Origin of the sequence: Aquamicrobium soli (assembly GCF_042646345.1) — a bacterium.
Classification (GTDB): domain Bacteria; phylum Pseudomonadota; class Alphaproteobacteria; order Rhizobiales; family Rhizobiaceae; genus Mesorhizobium; species Mesorhizobium soli_A.
In genome coordinates this window covers 1-15,850 of the sequence record NZ_JBHRTK010000024.1, presented here as the reverse complement: position 1 = coordinate 15,850, position 15,850 = coordinate 1, and the positions used below count along the sequence as shown (strand labels likewise).

Below are 15,850 nucleotides of genomic sequence, written 5' to 3'. Positions count from 1 at the left end.
ATTCGTCCACGATCGAATTCGCGCAATGGAAGAGCAGTGGATCAGGACACCCCCCAGCACGAAAAGATCAGGTTTCGGCGCGATGAGATAGCCGATCTCGGCGCATTGCCCTCGGCGTGCCGGGTGCCGCCGCTCGGGCAGGCCGCCATCGGGCGTACCATGCGCGTATTCGGCCGGCTGGGCGTGGGCCTGGCGCTTTTCGCCTTGCTGCTGGTCGCGGCCGTCTATGCCTTCAACTGGTCGGGCATCGGGGCCGGCCGCCTGCGGGCGGAAGCCGAGAAGGCGATCGAGGCGCTCGCCGGCGTCAATGTCGACGTCGCCATCGGTGCGACCGCGATAACGCTCGACGGGTCGAGCTTCCTGGCGCTCAGGGCCGACAATGTCAGCGTGAAGAGCGCCGACGGCCAGCCGATGCTGGATGCCGGCCGGTTGCGCTTCGGCGTCCGCCTGTTTCCGCTGCTCGGCGGGCAGGTTCGCCTGACCAGCGTGCGTATTTCCGATGCGCGCATCGTCGCCGATGCGCTTCCCGTGACCGGGGGAGGCGACTGGGCCGCCGGCTTGCGCAACGAGCAGGGCCTGCTCGACCCGGACAAGCTCAGCGCGGCCGTCTTCTCGGCCACGCACCAGGCGCTGGATGCGGTGCGCCGGGATTCGATCCGTGAGATCGGCCTTGCCAATGTCGACTTCGTCCTGCCGTCTTCCGGGCCGGTCGGCCTGGTCAGGATCGCCAAGGCCATGGTCCGGCAATCCGGCTCCGGCCAGATGCGGTTGTCGTCGCAGGCGGCCATCGACGGCCGGCTGTTGACCCTTACCGGCTCCGCTGTCCGCGACGACGTGAACCGGCGCATCACCGACCTGGAGGTCGATGCCGCCTTGCAGCCGGCCGTCGGGCAAGCCGCCGCCGCGCCGCCGCCAGATGGCGACTCGAAACTCGGCCCTCTGGCGCTGCACCTGAGCGGCGCGGAGGGCGGCGCCGACAGCCCGGCGCGGCTGGCGGCCTCGCTCTCGCTCGCCGACTTCGTCCTCGGCTTCGGCTCGCGCGGGCCTCTGGCCGGCGCGCTCGCGCTCGACGCGACGCTGGTCACCGGCGCCAACAAGGTCTCCGTCGATCATTTGCGGCTGGCGGCGGGCCGTTCCAGCTTCGATTTCCAGGGCTCCATCGGCCCCAGCCCGCCGACCGGGGCGGCAGGCGAGAAGCCGACCTATCGGTACGACTTCGTCAGCAACGATTCGACGCTGGCGCCGGTCGATTCACCCGAGCCGGCCATGCCGCTCATCGCGCGCATCGCCGGCGTCTTCAACGCGCAGGACGGACGGCTCGACGCCGACACCATCGCCGTCAAGGCCGGACCGCGCGGGGAGGTGCTCGGCAAGGCCGCCCTCGATTTCGTCGGCACCCGGCCGCCCGGCATCTCGCTGGCCCTCAACGTGCACGACATGGCGGTTTCGCACGTCAAGCAACTGTGGCCGTGGTTCACCGGCAGCCGGGCGCGCGAATGGGTGCTGAGCAACGTGTTCGGCGGCCGGGTCGCGGACGCGAACCTGCAGTTCCAGGTCGCGCCGGCTCGGCTCGGCAACGGCGTGCCGCTTTCCGGCAACGAGGTCTTCGGCCGCTTCCAACTGGTCGGCTCCCGCTTCGATACGGCAGGCCATATCCCGCCGGTGCGCGACGCCAACGGCGTGGTGAAGTTTCGCGGCGACGATGTCGCCATCTCACTGTCCTCGGGCACGGTCTACATGCCGAGCGGCCGCACGGTGGCGGCGAGCAACGGTACGCTCTCCATCCCGGATGCCGGCCACCGCCCGGTGATCGGCAGGCTCGACCTCGACGTCGCCGGCGAGGCGCCGGCAATCGTCGAACTCGCCTCCTATGAGCCCATCAACGCCATGCGCCATGTCGGGCTTCTGCCGGAGGATATTTCCGGCGTGGTCACCGGCAACGTCAAGGCCGACATCCCGCTGCAATCGGGCATCGACACGAAGGACCTCGGCTGGCTGGTGGCGCTCGACTACAGGAAGCTGGCGCTGGCGAAGCCGTTCGACGGCCAGGTGGTCGCCGGAGCGGACGGATCGATAACGGTCGACCCGCAAAAGGCGGTGATCGACGCCCACGCCCTCTTGAACGGCATGCCGGCCGAGGTCGACATGGTCGAGCCGCTGGCCCCGGAAGGGCCGCCGCGAAGCCGCAAGGTCGCGCTGGTGCTCGACGACAAGGTCCGCGAGGCTTTCATGCCGGGGCTGTCGACGCTTCTCGGCGGCACGGTCAAGGTGTCGCTCGACCGCAACGGGGACGGCGGGCAGGCAGTGACGGCCGACCTCACCAATGCCCGGCTGAACATCCCATGGGTCGGCTGGAGCAAGGGGCCGGGCATTCCCGCCAGCGTCGCCTTCACCATGGCAAGGACCGACAACACGACCACGCTGTCGGACTTCGAACTCGACGGCAAAAGCTTTGCTCTCAAGGGAACCGTCGGGTTGTCGGGCGGCGATCTCGCCTCCGCCCGGTTCTCGAAGGTCGTGCTGAACCGGGGCGACAATGTCTCCGTGTCGGTCAGGAAGACGACGAAGGGCTATGCGGTCGATGTCACCGGCGAGGCGCTGGACGCGCGCGCGCTGGTCAAGCAGTTCACCTCGGACGGCGGCAAGGCCGGCAAGGCGGGCGGCAGCCAGTCGGTTTCGGTGCATGCCGACGTAAAGACGCTCACCGGCTTCCATGGCGAAAAGCTGTCTGATCTCAAGCTGGACTACAGCGCTGCCGGCTCGAGGCTGAGCGGCCTCAGGCTCAGCGCCACGTCAGGGTCGGGCGGCGCAATTACCGTGACCGATACGGGCGACGGCGACGGCCGCGCGCTGGCGATGAAATCGGCCGACGCCGGCGCGATGCTGCGCTTCCTCGACATCTACGAGCATATGCAGGGCGGCGGTATTTCGCTGACTCTGAACGGCGGCGCTACCGGGCCGATGACGGGCACGGTGGTCGCGCGCGACTTCCTCATCGTCGACGAGCCGAAGCTTGCCTCCATCGTCTCGACCACGCCGGCCGGCGGCAACCGCAGCCTCAACCAGGCCGTCCGCGGCAACATCGACACGTCGCAGGTCAAGTTCGAGCGCGGCGCGGCCCAGATCGAGAAGGGCAATGGCTATCTGCGGCTTTCGAACGGCGTGCTGCGCGGGCCGCTGATCGGCACCACGTTCCAGGGCACCCTCTACGACCAGGACAACAACATGGACATGACCGGCACCTTCATGCCGGCCTATGGCCTCAACCGCATCTTCGGTGAACTGCCGGTCATCGGCGCGCTTCTGGGCAATGGCCGAGACCGCGGCCTGATCGGCGTGACCTACCGGCTGCGGGGCGGTGCCGGCGAGCCCAATCTCGAGATCAATCCGCTGTCGGTGATCGCCCCGGGAATCTTCCGCTCGATCTTCGAATACCGATAGCGGGCGCCGCCGATGCGGCCGGTCAGGCCGGCCGCACCAGCATGTGTTTTTTCTTGCCCAGCGACAGCTTTAGCGCGTTTTGCGGATTCAGGTCCTGAAGCGTCACCAGCCGCCGCTCGTCGGTCACCGGCTGGTCGTTGAGGCGCACCGCGCCGCCCTGGATATGCCGGCGCGCCTCGCCGTTGGAGGCGGCAAGGCCGGCCGACACGAACAGGGAAAGGATGCCGATGCCGGCTTCCAGCAAAGCCTTTTCCACCTTGACGGTGGGCAGGCTGTCGGCGGTCACGCCTTCCTCGAAGGTCTTGCGCGCCGTCTCGCCGGCGGCGTTAGCCGCCTCGCGCCCGTGCAGCAGCGCGGTGACCTCGGTGGCGAGCACCTTTTTCGCCTCGTTGATCTCCGAGCCGCCCAGCGCCTCCAGCCTGGCGATCTCGTCGAGCGGCAGGGTCGTATAGAGCTTGAGGAAGCGGCCGACATCGGCATCCTCGGTGTTGCGCCAGTATTGCCAGAAATCGTACGGCGACAGCATGTCGGCGTTGAGCCACACCGCACCGGAGAGCGACTTGCCCATCTTGGCGCCCGAGGCGGTGGTGAGCAGCGGCGTCGTCAGCGCGTAAAGCTGCGGCGTATCGAGGCGGCGGCCGAGATCGATGCCGTTGACGATGTTGCCCCACTGGTCGGAGCCGCCCATCTGCAGCCGCACGCCGTGACGCCGGTTCAGCTCGACGAAGTCGTAGGCCTGCAGGATCATGTAGTTGAATTCGAGGAAGGACAGCGATTGCTCGCGGTCGAGCCGCTGCTTCACCGAATCGAAGGACAGCATGCGGTTGACCGAGAAGTGCTGGCCGACGTCGCGCAGGAATTCGAGGTAGTTGAGCGGCAGCAGCCACTCGGCGTTGTTGAGCATCAGCGCGTCGCGCGCCCCGCTGCCCAAGTTCAGGTAGTTTGAAAAAACCTTCCTGATGCCGTCGATGTTGGACTGGATGGTCTGCGGCGTCATCAGCTTGCGCGCCTCGTCCTTGAACGACGGATCGCCGACCATGCCGGTGCCGCCGCCCATCAGCGCCACCGGGCGGTGCCCGGTCTGCTGCAGCCAGTAAAGCATCATGATCTGGATCAGCCCGCCGGCGTGCAGGCTCGATGCCGTCGGGTCGAAGCCGATATAGGCGCTGACCGTTTCCGTGGAAAAGAGCTTGTCGAGGCCGGCGTCGTCCGAAGTCTGGTGGATGAAGCCGCGCTCGCTCATGATGCGCAGGAAGTCGGATTTGAAGGCGAACATGTTTCTTTCCCGGAAAATCTCCGGCCTTTTGGGCTGGCCGTGGCATGTACAGTCGCGCGCGTTTAGCATCTTGCCGAGCGGAATCACAAGGACAGCGGCTCCATGACGGTATTTTGCGCGATCGGGCTGATGAGCGGCACCTCGATGGACGGCATCGACCTCGCCATGCTGAGGACCGACGGCCGTGATTTCGTCGAGCGCGGCCCGGCCGGTTTCGTGCGCTACGAGGCCGCCTTTCGCCGCCGCATCGAGGCGGGGCTGGAGGAGGCGAAGCGGATCGAGCGGCGCGACGAGCGCCCGGGCAGCCTGGCGGCGCTGGAGCGCGACATCACCGAGCGCCACGCCAAGGCGGTCGACGCCTTTCTGGATTCGGAGGCGAAGGGCTGGGGCCTGCCGCAGGTCGTCGGCTTCCATGGCCAGACCGTGCTGCACCGGCCGCATGTCGGGCTCACGGTGCAACTGGGCGACGGCGGGCTGCTGGCGCGGCTCACCGGCCTGCCGGTGGTCTACGACATGCGCGCCAACGACATGGTGCATGGCGGGCAGGGGGCGCCGGTGGTGCCGGCCTATCACGCCGCACTGGCCCGCGCGCTGCCGCAACCCTACGCGCAAGGCTATCCGGTCGTGCTGGTCAATATCGGCGGCATTTCCAACATCACATATGTGCCGCGCAGCGGCGATCCCGTCGCCTTCGATACCGGCCCCGGGAACGCGCTGATAGACCAGTGGGTGCTGCGCGAGGGCGGCGTACCCTTCGATGCCGACGGCGCCATCGCCAGCGAGGGCGGCATCGTCGAGACGGTCGTCGCGCGCTATCTGGACAAGCCGTTCTTTGCCAAATCCGGGCCGAAATCTCTCGACCGCAACGATTTCACCTTGGCCGAGGCGGAGGGAATGGATCTGGCCGACGGTTCACGCACGCTGGCCGCCGTCTCGGCGCGCTCGATCCTGAAGGCGGTCGAGCATATGCCGGAAGCGCCGAAGCTCTGGATCGTCTGTGGCGGCGGCCGCAAGAACCCGCATATCGTCGCCGACCTGCGCGAAGGGGCCGAAAGGGCCGGGGCGGCGGTGATCCTTGCCGAAGACGCGGGCCTCGACGGCGACGCCACCGAGGCGGAAGCCTGGGCGTATCTCGCCGTGCGCTCGCTGCAGGGCCTGCCGCTCACCTTCCCGACCACGACGGGCTGCCGCGAGCCGGTCAGCGGCGGCGTGCTGGCGAAACTCTGAGGATCAGGTCTCGCCGCGTTCGCGCCGCGCGCGTTCCTCGCCGTAGCGCTCGACAAGGTCCGCCATCGGTGCCGCATTCGGCTTGCCGTGGCTGGCCCTGAGGCCGGCGACGACGCCCTCGCGATCGGCGGCGGGCCGGTTCTGGCTCACCTTCCATTTGCCGCTGATCTCGGCGATCTCGATCTCCAGCCCGACGATAGCCCGCATCTGCGCTTCGATGAACGGGGCAGGGGGGTCGGAAACTTCCCATTCGCGCGGCTTCAGGCCGCTTTCATGCGTGCGCGTCAGTTCGTCGATCTGCGCGGCGATCCAGTCGCGGTCGTCCATCACCCGCGCTTTGCCGCGCACCTGCACCATGGCGTAGTTCCACGTCGGCACCACCTTGCCGGTTTCGCGCTTGGTCGCGTACCAGGACGGCGTGATGTAGGTGTCGATGCCCTGGAACACCGCCAGCACCGGCGTGTCCGGATTGGCCGCGAGCTCGCGCCAGTGGCCGTTGGCGCGCGCCAGATGAGCGCGCAGCCGTCCTTTCGGCGCGACATCGGCATCGAGGAGAAACGGCAGCGCGTTCGCGACCGGCCCCGCCGGCCCGGCCGATACCAGCAGCCCGAGCGGATGCGCGCGGATCAGGGCGTGCATGACCTCGATGCGGTCTTCGACATGATGAGGCGGCTGGTACATCGGAGGGCTCCTTTCGGCCAAACTACTCCCGCGCCGGCGGCCTTTGCTTGAGCCTCGAACCGGCAAGCGCTCCGCCAGCGCGCACGGGTAGGAGACCGGCGGGGCGCGGAAAAGAAAATGGCCAGGGTCGGATAACCCTGGCCATTGCTTTCGACCGTGATCGATGCAGGATCGGCTAGCGAAGCCGCTTCGGGCGCGGGTCCGCCAGTTCGCCGGCAAGCCGCCGGTCGAGATAGTCAGCGCATTCCTCGAGCAGCAGCGCCGAGTCGTTGGCGAAGAAATGGTTCGCGCCGGGCAGCGTCTTTTGCGTGATCGTGATGCCCTTTTGCGTGTGCAGCTTGTCGACCAGCCCCTGCACGTCCTTCGGCGGCGCCACCTTGTCGGCGTCGCCGTGGATGATCAGCCCCGACGAGGGGCAGGGCGCGAGGAAGGAGAAATCGTAGATGTTGGGCTGCGGCGCGATCGAGATGAACCCCTCGATCTCCGGCCGGCGCATCAGGAGCTGCATGCCGATCCACGAGCCGAACGAATAGCCCGCCACCCAGCAGGTCTTGGAATCCGGATGCAGCGACTGCACCCAGTCCAGCGCCGCGGCGGCGTCGGAAAGCTCGCCGGTGCCGTGGTCGAAAGCGCCCTGGCTGCGGCCGATGCCACGGAAGTTGAAGCGCAGCGTGGTGAAGTCGCGCTTCTGGAACATGTAGAAGAGGTCGTACACGATCTTGTTGTTCATCGTGCCGCCGAACTGGGGGTGCGGGTGCAGGACGATGGCGATCGGAGCGTTTTTTTCGCTGGATGGCTGATAGCGCCCTTCCAAGCGGCCGGCCGGACCCGTAAAAATGACCTCAGGCATGAAATACTCCAACTGAACCGACGAGAGCGGCCTGCAACAACTCCCGCTTCGACCCCGATTCCGCCTTGACGAAGGGCAAGTGGGTTTCTAAAAGCTAGTTTAGAATTGTTCAAAACTGGATAGCCAAACCTTCTGGTCCAGCCATCCGTGCCGCGAAGCGTAGATAGGACGGTTGACCTTGGAATTTCAAGGAAATAACGCGCTATCCTCGCGGAATGGCTTCTGACGGGATCGACCGAACGAAAATGGCCGCAAGACGCGCCTATCTCGACTATAACGCCAGTGCGCCGCTGCTTCCCGCCGCGCGCGAGGCGATGCTTGCCGCCCTCGACATTGCCGCCAATGCTTCCTCCGTCCATGCAGAGGGTCGCGCCGCGCGCCGCATCGTCGAGGTTGCGCGCCGCGCCGTTGCCGCCCTGGTCAATGGCGCGCCCGAGCATGTCGTGTTCACCTCGGGTGCGACGGAAGCGGCGACGACGCTGCTGACGCCCGACTGGCAGATGGGCCGCGCGCCGCTGCGCATGGGCCGCCTCTATGTCTGCGAGGCGGACCACCCCTGTGTTCTCGGCGGCGGCCGCTTTCCGGCCGAAAAGGTCACCCGCATCGGCGTCGATGCCGATGGCGTCGTCCGGCTCAAGGCGCTTGCTGCGGCGCTGGCCGGCCACGACAAGGCCGAGGGCCTGCCGCTGGTGGCGATCCATGCCGCCAACAACGAAACCGGCGTCATCCAGCCCCTGGAGAAGATCGCCCGCATCGTGAAGGATGCAGGCGGCGTGCTGGTGCTCGACGCCGTGCAGGCCGCTGGGCGGATTTCGCTCGATATCGCAGCCGGTTATGCCGATTACCTGATTCTGTCCTCGCACAAGATCGGCGGGCCGCAGGGCGCCGGCGCGATCGTCGCCGCGGCCGACCTGATGATGCCGAAGCCGCTCGTGCGCGGTGGTGGCCAGGAAAAGGGCCATCGCGGCGGCACCGAGAACCTTGCTGCCATCGCCGGTTTCGGCGCGGCGGCGAAGGCAGCGGCCGCAGGCCTTGCCGACATCGCTGCGGTGCGCGCGCGGCGCGACGAGATCGAGGCGACGGTCCTGGCACTGGTCCCTGACGCCGAAATTTTCGGCAAGCGGGCCGAAAGGCTTGCCAACACGACTTTTTTCGCCATACCGGCGATGAAGGCCGAGACCGCGCAGATCGCTTTCGATCTGGCCGGCATCGCGCTGTCGGCCGGCTCCGCCTGTTCGTCGGGCAGGGTCGGGCCGAGCCATGTGCTGGAAGCCATGGGACACGAGAATGCGGGCGCGCTGCGGGTGTCGATCGGCGCCGCGACCGGCGCGGAAGATCTCGAGTTGTTCCGGCAGGCGCTGGCGCGGATCGCCGCGCACCACGCCGGTCGCGACAAGGCCGCCTGAGGCGGCGATGAAATCGGGCCATAGGCCTGGATGAGCGGTGCGTTTCCACTTGGCCGGATGAATTTCCGGCGGCGACGCACTATATGGAACTTACGCCGCCCGGGGGACTGCCCCAGGTTCCTTGCGGGGACGCCGACAGGCGGTGCCATAGTTTGAAAACTGCCGGGCCTTGACCCCGGCAAGGATGGAGAACGCTGATGGCTGCTGTGCAGGAAACCATCGACCAGGTCCGTATGATCGACGTCGATCAGTACAAATACGGATTTGAGACCGTTATTGAGACCGACAAGGCTCCCAAAGGCCTGAACGAAGACATCATCCGCCTGATTTCGTCCAAGAAGGGCGAGCCGGACTGGATGCTGGAATGGCGGCTGGACGCCTTTCGTCGCTGGCAGACCATGGAAGAGCCGACCTGGGCGCGCGTCGAATATCCGAAGATTGACTTCCAGGACATCCACTATTACGCGGCGCCCAAGGGCGTGACCGGGCCGAAGTCGCTGGACGAGGTCGATCCCGAACTGCTCAGGACCTATGAAAAGCTCGGCATTCCGCTCAAGGAACAGGAGATCCTTGCCGGCGTGACGAAGGCGGCTCCGGCCGAGAGCGAGGAGCTTTCCGAGGGCGCCAACGACAACGTCTACAAGTCGGGCCGGGTCGCGGTCGACGCGGTGTTCGATTCCGTTTCGGTGGTGACCACCTTCAAGAAGGAACTGGCCGCCGCCGGCGTCATCTTCTGCTCGATCTCGGAAGCCATCCGCGAGCATCCGGAACTGGTGAAGAAGTATCTCGGTTCGGTCGTGCCGATCTCCGACAATTTCTACGCCACGCTGAATTCGGCGGTGTTCACCGACGGCTCCTTCGTGTTCGTGCCGAAGGGAGTGCGTTGCCCGATGGAGCTTTCCACCTATTTCCGCATCAACGAGAAGGGCACCGGCCAGTTCGAGCGCACCCTGATCATCGCGGAGGAGGGTGCCTACGTCTCCTACCTGGAAGGCTGCACCGCGCCGCAGCGCGACGAGAACCAGCTTCACGCCGCCGTGGTCGAGCTGATCGCGCTGGACGATGCGGAGATCAAGTATTCGACCGTGCAGAACTGGTATCCGGGCGACGCCGAAGGCAAGGGCGGGGTCTACAACTTCGTGACCAAGCGCGGCGACTGCCGTGGCGACCGCTCCAAGATTTCGTGGACGCAGGTCGAGACCGGCTCCGCCATCACCTGGAAGTACCCGTCCTGCATCCTGCGCGGCGACGACAGCCAGGGCAACTTCTATTCGATCGCGGTGTCGAACGGCTACCAGCAGATCGACAGCGGCACCAAGATGATCCACCTCGGCAAGAATACGAAGAGCCGCATCATCTCCAAGGGCATCGCCGCGGGTTTCTCGCAGAACACCTATCGCGGCCAGGTTTCGGCCCACCGCAAGGCGACCAATGCGCGAAACTTCACCAACTGCGACTCGCTGCTGATCGGCGACCAGTGCGGTGCGCACACCGTGCCCTACATGGAGGCGAAGAACTCGACGGCCCAGTTCGAGCACGAGGCGACCACCTCGAAGATCTCCGAGGACCAGAAGTTCTACGTCATGCAGCGCGGCATCCCGGAAGAGGAAGCCATCGCGCTCATCGTCAACGGCTTCGTCAAGGACGTCATCCAGGAACTGCCGATGGAGTTCGCCGTCGAGGCGCAGAAACTCATCGGCATCTCGCTCGAAGGCTCGGTCGGCTGACCGCCCGCAAATAAGATTCAGGAAGAAAAAATGCTTGAAATCAAGAACCTGCACGCTCGTATCGCCGAGGACGGCACCGAGATCATCCGCGGCCTCAACCTGACCGTGAAGAACGGCGAGGTCGCCGCCATCATGGGGCCGAACGGCTCGGGGAAGTCGACGCTGTCCTATGTGCTCGCCGGCCGCGACGATTACGAGGTCACCGAGGGCGATATCCTTTACAACGGCGAGTCGATCCTCGAACTCGACCCGGCCGAGCGCGCTGCCAAGGGCATCTTCCTCGCCTTCCAGTACCCGATGGAGATACCGGGCGTGGCGACCATGGAATTCCTCAAGGTGGCGATGAACGAGCAGCGCAAGGCGCGCGGCGAGGAACCGCTGAAGGTGCCGGAATTCCTCAAGCGCGTGCGCGAAGCTACCGGCACGCTAGAAATGGACATGGCGATGCTGAAGCGGCCGCTCAATGTCGGCTTTTCCGGCGGCGAGAAGAAGCGCGCCGAGATCCTGCAGATGAAGCTGCTGCAGCCGAAGCTGTGCGTCATGGACGAAACCGACAGCGGCCTCGACATCGATGCGCTGAAGATCGTCGCCGACGGCGTCAATTCGCTGCGCTCGCCCGATCGCGCGGTGATCGTCATCACCCACTACCAGCGCCTGCTGGAGCACATCGTGCCGGATACGGTGCACGTGCTCTACAAGGGCCAGGTCATCAAGTCGGGCGACAAGTCGCTTGCGCTCGACCTCGAAGCCAATGGCTATGCCGGCGTGATCGGCGAGGCTGCCTGAGGGGGGACGTGATGAACATGCACTTGCAACCGCAGCGCACCCAGGCCGAGACTGCGCTGATCGACGCTTTCGGCGAGCGCCAGTCGCTGCTGCCGGGCGACGGCGCGGTGATGTCGAAGCGCGATGAGGCCGTCGAGGCGATCAAGCACGGCCTGCCGACGCGCCGCATCGAAACCTGGCACTACACGGACCTGCGTCGCCTGCTGACGACCGTTCCGGCTTACGACGACAGCGCCCGGGCCTCCGCTCTCGCGCCGCTGGTCGAAGGCTCGCCGGTACTGGCGCTGCTCAACGGCGCGGTGGCGAAGCCGGTGGCGATCGAGGGCGTCACGGTCGGCCCCGTTGCCGACAAGCTCAGCGACGGTACCTATGCGCCGGCACTCGGGGCGCAGGCCACCGATGACGCGATCGGCGCGGTGAACAGCGCCTTCGTGGCCGATGGCTGGCTGCTCGATATTGCGGCCGGCACGAAGCTGGAAAAGCCGATCGAGTTGCAGAACGTCCAGGCCGGCGGCCAGGCGCATGCGCGCTTTGCCGTCAAGATTGGCGACGGCGTCGCCGCCACCATCGTCGAGCGGCAGGCCGGCAGCGGCGATGCGCTGGTCTCGTCGGTGGACAATGTCGTCATCGGCGACGACAGCGAGGTCACCTGGCTGATCGTGCAGGAGCAGCCGGACAGCGTCACCCATCTTGGCCAGTTCAACGCCTGGATCGGCAAGAACGCCAAGCTCACGCTGTTCGTGATGAACGCGGGCGGCAAGCTGGTGCGCCAGGAGGTCAAGGTCGCGGCCAAGGGCGAGGGCGGCGAGTTCACGCTGCGCGGCGTCAACCTTCTGGCGGGCGACACGCATACCGACGTGACCATGGTGCTCGACCACGAAGTGCCGCACACCTCTTCGACGGAGATCATCCGCAATGTCGTCACGGGAAAGGCGCACGGCGTCTTCCAGGGCCGCATCAACGTGCGCCAGTATGCCCAGAAGACCGACGCCAAGATGGCCTGCAACACGCTGCTCTTGTCGGACGAGGGCGAGTTCTCGACCAAGCCGGAGCTGGAAATCTTCGCCGACGACGTGGTCTGCGGCCACGGCGCCACCGTCACCGAGATCGACCGCGACCACCTGTTCTACCTGATGGCGCGCGGCATCGAGGAAAAGACGGCGCGCGGCCTTCTGGTCAAGGCGTTCGTCGCCGAGGTGATCGAGGAGATGGAAGACGAGGCGATCGTGGAGGCGCTGGAACAGCGCCTGGTGGACTGGTTCGTCGCGCATGGGTGATTGGCGCTCGGCGTAGACGACAAGAAGCCGGCGACCCGGCATTTTGGGCGACAGGCCGGAGCCATGGCGGAGGGCGGGATACATCTGCCCTTCCGCATGAAAGGCAAACCATGGATCAGAAAATCGTAACCGCAACCTATGACGTCGAGGCGATCCGCCGCGATTTTCCGATCCTGGCGCGCGAGGTTCACGGCAAGCCGCTGGTCTATCTCGACAACGGCGCCTCGGCGCAGAAGCCGCAGGTCGTTCTGGATGCCATCCAGCACGCCTATGCCAGCGAATACGCCAACGTCCACCGCGGCCTGCACTTCCTGTCCAACGCGGCGACCGATGCCTATGAGAAGGCGCGCGAATCCGTGCGCCGCTTCCTGAACGCGCCGAGTGCCGACAACATCGTCTTCACCTCCAATTCGACCGCCGCGATCAATACCGTCGCCTATGGCTTCGGCATGCCGAACATCGGCGAGGGCGACGAGATCGTGCTGTCGATCCTCGAGCACCATTCCAACATCGTGCCGTGGCATTTCATTCGCGAGCGGCGCGGGGCGAAACTGGTCTGGGTGCCGGTGGACGACCTTGGCGCGCTCCATATCGAGGATTTCGAGAAGAGCCTGACGGAAAAGACGAAGCTCGTCGCCATCACCCATATGTCGAACGCGCTGGGCACCATCACGCCGATCAAGGAAATCTGCCGCATCGCGCATGAGCGCGGCATTCCGGTGCTGGTCGACGGCAGCCAGAGCGCGGTCCACATGCCGATCGACGTGCAGGACCTCGATTGCGATTTCTTCGTTTTCACCGGCCACAAGGTCTACGGGCCGAGCGGCATCGGCGTGCTCTACGGCAGGAAGGAGATGCTGGAACGCATGCGCCCGTTCATGGGCGGCGGCGAGATGATCGAGGAAGTGACCGAGGATTTCGTCACCTACAACGATCCGCCGCACCGCTTCGAGGCCGGCACGCCGCCGATCGTGCAGGCGATCGGGCTCGGCGTGGCGCTGGACTACATGGAAAGCGTCGGCCGCGAGCGCATCGCCGCGCACGAGGACGACCTGAAAACCTATGCGCATGAGCGGCTGCGGGCCATCAATTCGCTGCGCATCTTCGGCGATGCGCCGCACAAGGGCGCGATCGTCTCGTTCGAGTTGCAGGGCATCCACGCCCATGACGTTTCGATGGTGATCGACCGGCAGGGGGTCGCGGTGCGCGCCGGCACCCATTGCGCCCAGCCGCTGCTGAAACGCTTCGGCGTTACTTCCACCTGCCGGGCTTCGTTCGGCATGTACAATACGCGGGGCGAAGTGGATGCCCTGGCGGAAGCGCTTGAAAAAGCGAGAAAGTTCTTCGGGTGACGAGCATGGACGACGCAGATCAGCACACCACGCCCGGAATGGTCGCTTCCGGCATCAGCGCGCCTTCGGCACTCCCGGCCGACGAACTGGCGCGGCTGACCGACGACATCATTTCGGCGCTGAAGACGGTCTACGACCCGGAAATCCCGGCCGACATCTATGAGCTCGGCCTCATCTACCGGATCGACATCGAAGACGACCGCACCGTCAAGATCGACATGACGCTGACGGCGCCCGGCTGCCCGGTGGCCGGCGAGATGCCCGGCTGGGTGGAAAACGCCGTCGGCGCGGTCGAGGGCGTGTCCGGCGTCGAGGTGACCATGACCTTCGATCCGCCATGGACGCCCGACCGCATGTCGGAGGAAGCGCAGATCGCGGTCGGCTGGTACTGAGCGCCGACCGCTGTCGCTTCACCCCCGGCGTCAGTCGAGGATTTCGACGATTTCGCGCGTATCCGGGTCCACCAGGACACCGCGGCCGTCTACCACCAGATAGTCGTAGCGCGTCTCGATGCCGGGCGCGTCGAGCGGGGTGATGACCACGTCCTCGGGCACCACCGTGCCAACGCTGAGGTCGAAGTCGTCCGGCAGCACGACTTCCGGCGGCGGCCGCTTGACGATGTATTCGCGCACCACGACCTCTTCGTCCGGTTGCAGGATGACGGTTTGCGCGAAAGCGGCCGAAGCGGTAACGGCAAGCATGGCGCCCGCGAGGAGCATGTTTCGCATCAGCATTTGTTTAGCCTCCGTTGATCGGGCCTTTCAAAATTGAAAATGTGGGGCGGGGAAGGCGGTTCCGTAAAAGTGAAAAGTGTTACGGCCGATCACGCGACGGCCTGGCTCTTGCGGCGCGGGCCAAACTCCCCCATTTTAGGGGCAATGAGTCCGGCAGGCCTTGAACCTGTCTGGAAGCGGAGAAGGACATGAGAAGTTTTTCCGTCATCAGCATGACCGAGAGGGCGGCTGAGCGCGTGCGCGAGATCGTGGCAGCGCGCGAGAACGCCCATGGCATCCGGCTTGGCGTCAAGAAGGGCGGCTGCGCCGGCATGGAATACACGGTCGATCTCGTGACCGAGCCCAATCCCAAGGACGACCACGTCGAACGCGGCGGCGCCCATGTCTATGTCGCGCCGGAGGCCGCGCTTTTCCTGTTCGGCACGGAAATGGATTTCGAGCAGACGCCGCTGCGCACCGGCTTTACCTTCACCAACCCGAACCAGAGTTCGGCCTGCGGCTGCGGCGAATCGGTGGAACTGAAGCCCGCCGACCTGAAGGCATTGGCCGAGGCACGCGCGCAAAGCGCCGCCTGACCCAGCCGCCACCCCGATGGACGACGAGCGGATCGCCGAGCTTTTCGAAAGCCTCGGCAGGGTCAGCGTCCGGCGCCTGTTCGGCGGCAAGGGCATCTATTGCGACGGCGTCATCATCGCCATCGTGCTGCGTGGCGAGCTCCTGCTCAAGGGCGACGACGAGGTTGCCGCCGACTATGAGGCCGTCGGCGCCCGGCGCTGGGTCTACACCCATTCCCGCCATGGCCGGCAGGTCGCGATGCCCTATTGGACCGTCCCCGAAAGCGCGCTTGACGACGCCGACGAAATGGCCGCCTGGGCACGCAAGGCCTATGAGGCAGGACTGAGAAGCGGGAAGTAGCGGCTTTTCCGTAGAGAGTGGACCCCCACCCCTAACCCCTCCCCACAAGGGGGAGCGGGATTTTTCGGCAGCGCACTACGTCGTGATGATAAATTCGCGGAATCAGAGCGACATTCCCCTCCCCCTTGTGGGGCAGTGTTTACATCAGACTTAGTTTGGATTCTTCTTGGGCTGTTTG

14 protein-coding genes are annotated in these 15,850 nt (G+C 65.8%); 10 read left to right on the top strand and 4 right to left on the bottom strand.

The window, feature by feature from the left end; genetic code table 11:
- Positions 1–36: 36 nt before the first annotated feature.
- On the top strand, positions 37–3,441 hold the full coding sequence (locus tag ACFOHJ_RS19940) for a YhdP family protein (RefSeq protein WP_378223872.1): 3,405 nt from the start codon (positions 37–39) through the stop codon (positions 3,439–3,441).
- A gap of 22 nt (positions 3,442–3,463) precedes the next feature.
- Here ACFOHJ_RS19940 and tyrS read toward each other — a convergent pair whose 3' ends face one another.
- Positions 3,464–4,717: a tyrosine--tRNA ligase gene (gene tyrS, locus ACFOHJ_RS19935; protein WP_378223869.1), complete on the bottom strand. Its 1,254-nt coding sequence runs from the start codon at positions 4,715–4,717 to the stop codon at positions 3,464–3,466.
- 102 nt (positions 4,718–4,819) lie between these two features.
- On the opposite strand from tyrS, the gene ACFOHJ_RS19930 reads away from it, so the two are divergent.
- Entirely contained in the window at positions 4,820–5,944 is a 1,125-nt protein-coding gene (locus ACFOHJ_RS19930; protein ID WP_378223867.1) for an anhydro-N-acetylmuramic acid kinase, read from the top strand.
- 3 nt (positions 5,945–5,947) lie between these two features.
- On the opposite strand, the gene ACFOHJ_RS19925 is transcribed toward ACFOHJ_RS19930, so the two are convergent.
- Together ACFOHJ_RS19925 and ACFOHJ_RS19920 are read right to left on the bottom strand one after the other, a co-directional pair.
- Positions 5,948–6,625, bottom strand: a complete 678-nt coding sequence (locus ACFOHJ_RS19925) for an FMN-binding negative transcriptional regulator (RefSeq protein ID WP_378223864.1) — start codon at positions 6,623–6,625, stop codon at positions 5,948–5,950.
- A 175-nt stretch (positions 6,626–6,800) separates the two neighbouring features.
- Entirely contained in the window at positions 6,801–7,475 is a 675-nt protein-coding gene (locus ACFOHJ_RS19920; RefSeq protein WP_378223862.1) for an alpha/beta hydrolase, read from the bottom strand.
- 245 nt (positions 7,476–7,720) lie between these two features.
- Between ACFOHJ_RS19920 and ACFOHJ_RS19915 the strand changes: the two genes are divergently transcribed.
- From ACFOHJ_RS19915 to ACFOHJ_RS19890, 6 genes are all read left to right on the top strand, one after another.
- On the top strand, positions 7,721–8,881 hold the full coding sequence (locus tag ACFOHJ_RS19915; RefSeq protein ID WP_378223860.1) for a cysteine desulfurase family protein: 1,161 nt from the start codon (positions 7,721–7,723) through the stop codon (positions 8,879–8,881).
- Between the two features lie 197 nt (positions 8,882–9,078).
- A complete protein-coding gene (gene sufB / locus ACFOHJ_RS19910) occupies positions 9,079–10,608 on the top strand; it encodes a Fe-S cluster assembly protein SufB (protein WP_378223858.1) in 1,530 nt (509 codons plus the stop codon).
- 30 nt (positions 10,609–10,638) lie between these two features.
- Positions 10,639–11,394, top strand: a complete 756-nt coding sequence (gene sufC / locus ACFOHJ_RS19905) for a Fe-S cluster assembly ATPase SufC (protein WP_378223857.1) — start codon at positions 10,639–10,641, stop codon at positions 11,392–11,394.
- 11 nt (positions 11,395–11,405) lie between these two features.
- Positions 11,406–12,671: a Fe-S cluster assembly protein SufD gene (sufD, locus tag ACFOHJ_RS19900; RefSeq protein WP_378223854.1), complete on the top strand. Its 1,266-nt coding sequence runs from the start codon at positions 11,406–11,408 to the stop codon at positions 12,669–12,671.
- A gap of 110 nt (positions 12,672–12,781) precedes the next feature.
- Positions 12,782–14,023, top strand: a complete 1,242-nt coding sequence (locus ACFOHJ_RS19895) for a cysteine desulfurase (RefSeq protein WP_378223852.1) — start codon at positions 12,782–12,784, stop codon at positions 14,021–14,023.
- 5 nt (positions 14,024–14,028) lie between these two features.
- On the top strand, positions 14,029–14,415 hold the full coding sequence (locus ACFOHJ_RS19890) for an SUF system Fe-S cluster assembly protein (protein ID WP_378223849.1): 387 nt from the start codon (positions 14,029–14,031) through the stop codon (positions 14,413–14,415).
- A gap of 30 nt (positions 14,416–14,445) precedes the next feature.
- On the opposite strand, the gene ACFOHJ_RS19885 is transcribed toward ACFOHJ_RS19890, so the two are convergent.
- Positions 14,446–14,757, bottom strand: a complete 312-nt coding sequence (locus ACFOHJ_RS19885) for a DUF1236 domain-containing protein (protein ID WP_378223847.1) — start codon at positions 14,755–14,757, stop codon at positions 14,446–14,448.
- Positions 14,758–14,945: 188 nt separating this feature from the next.
- Here ACFOHJ_RS19885 and sufA point away from each other — a divergent pair, with 188 nt between their 5' ends.
- Together sufA and ACFOHJ_RS19875 are read left to right on the top strand one after the other, a co-directional pair.
- Positions 14,946–15,332 (top strand): Fe-S cluster assembly scaffold SufA, encoded by a 387-nt coding sequence (gene sufA, locus ACFOHJ_RS19880; RefSeq protein WP_378223845.1) that lies wholly within the window; start codon positions 14,946–14,948, stop codon positions 15,330–15,332.
- Positions 15,333–15,348: 16 nt separating this feature from the next.
- Positions 15,349–15,672, top strand: coding sequence for a TfoX/Sxy family protein (locus ACFOHJ_RS19875; protein WP_378223843.1), 324 nt, complete (start codon positions 15,349–15,351; stop codon positions 15,670–15,672).
- The last annotated feature ends 178 nt before the right edge of the window (positions 15,673–15,850 follow it).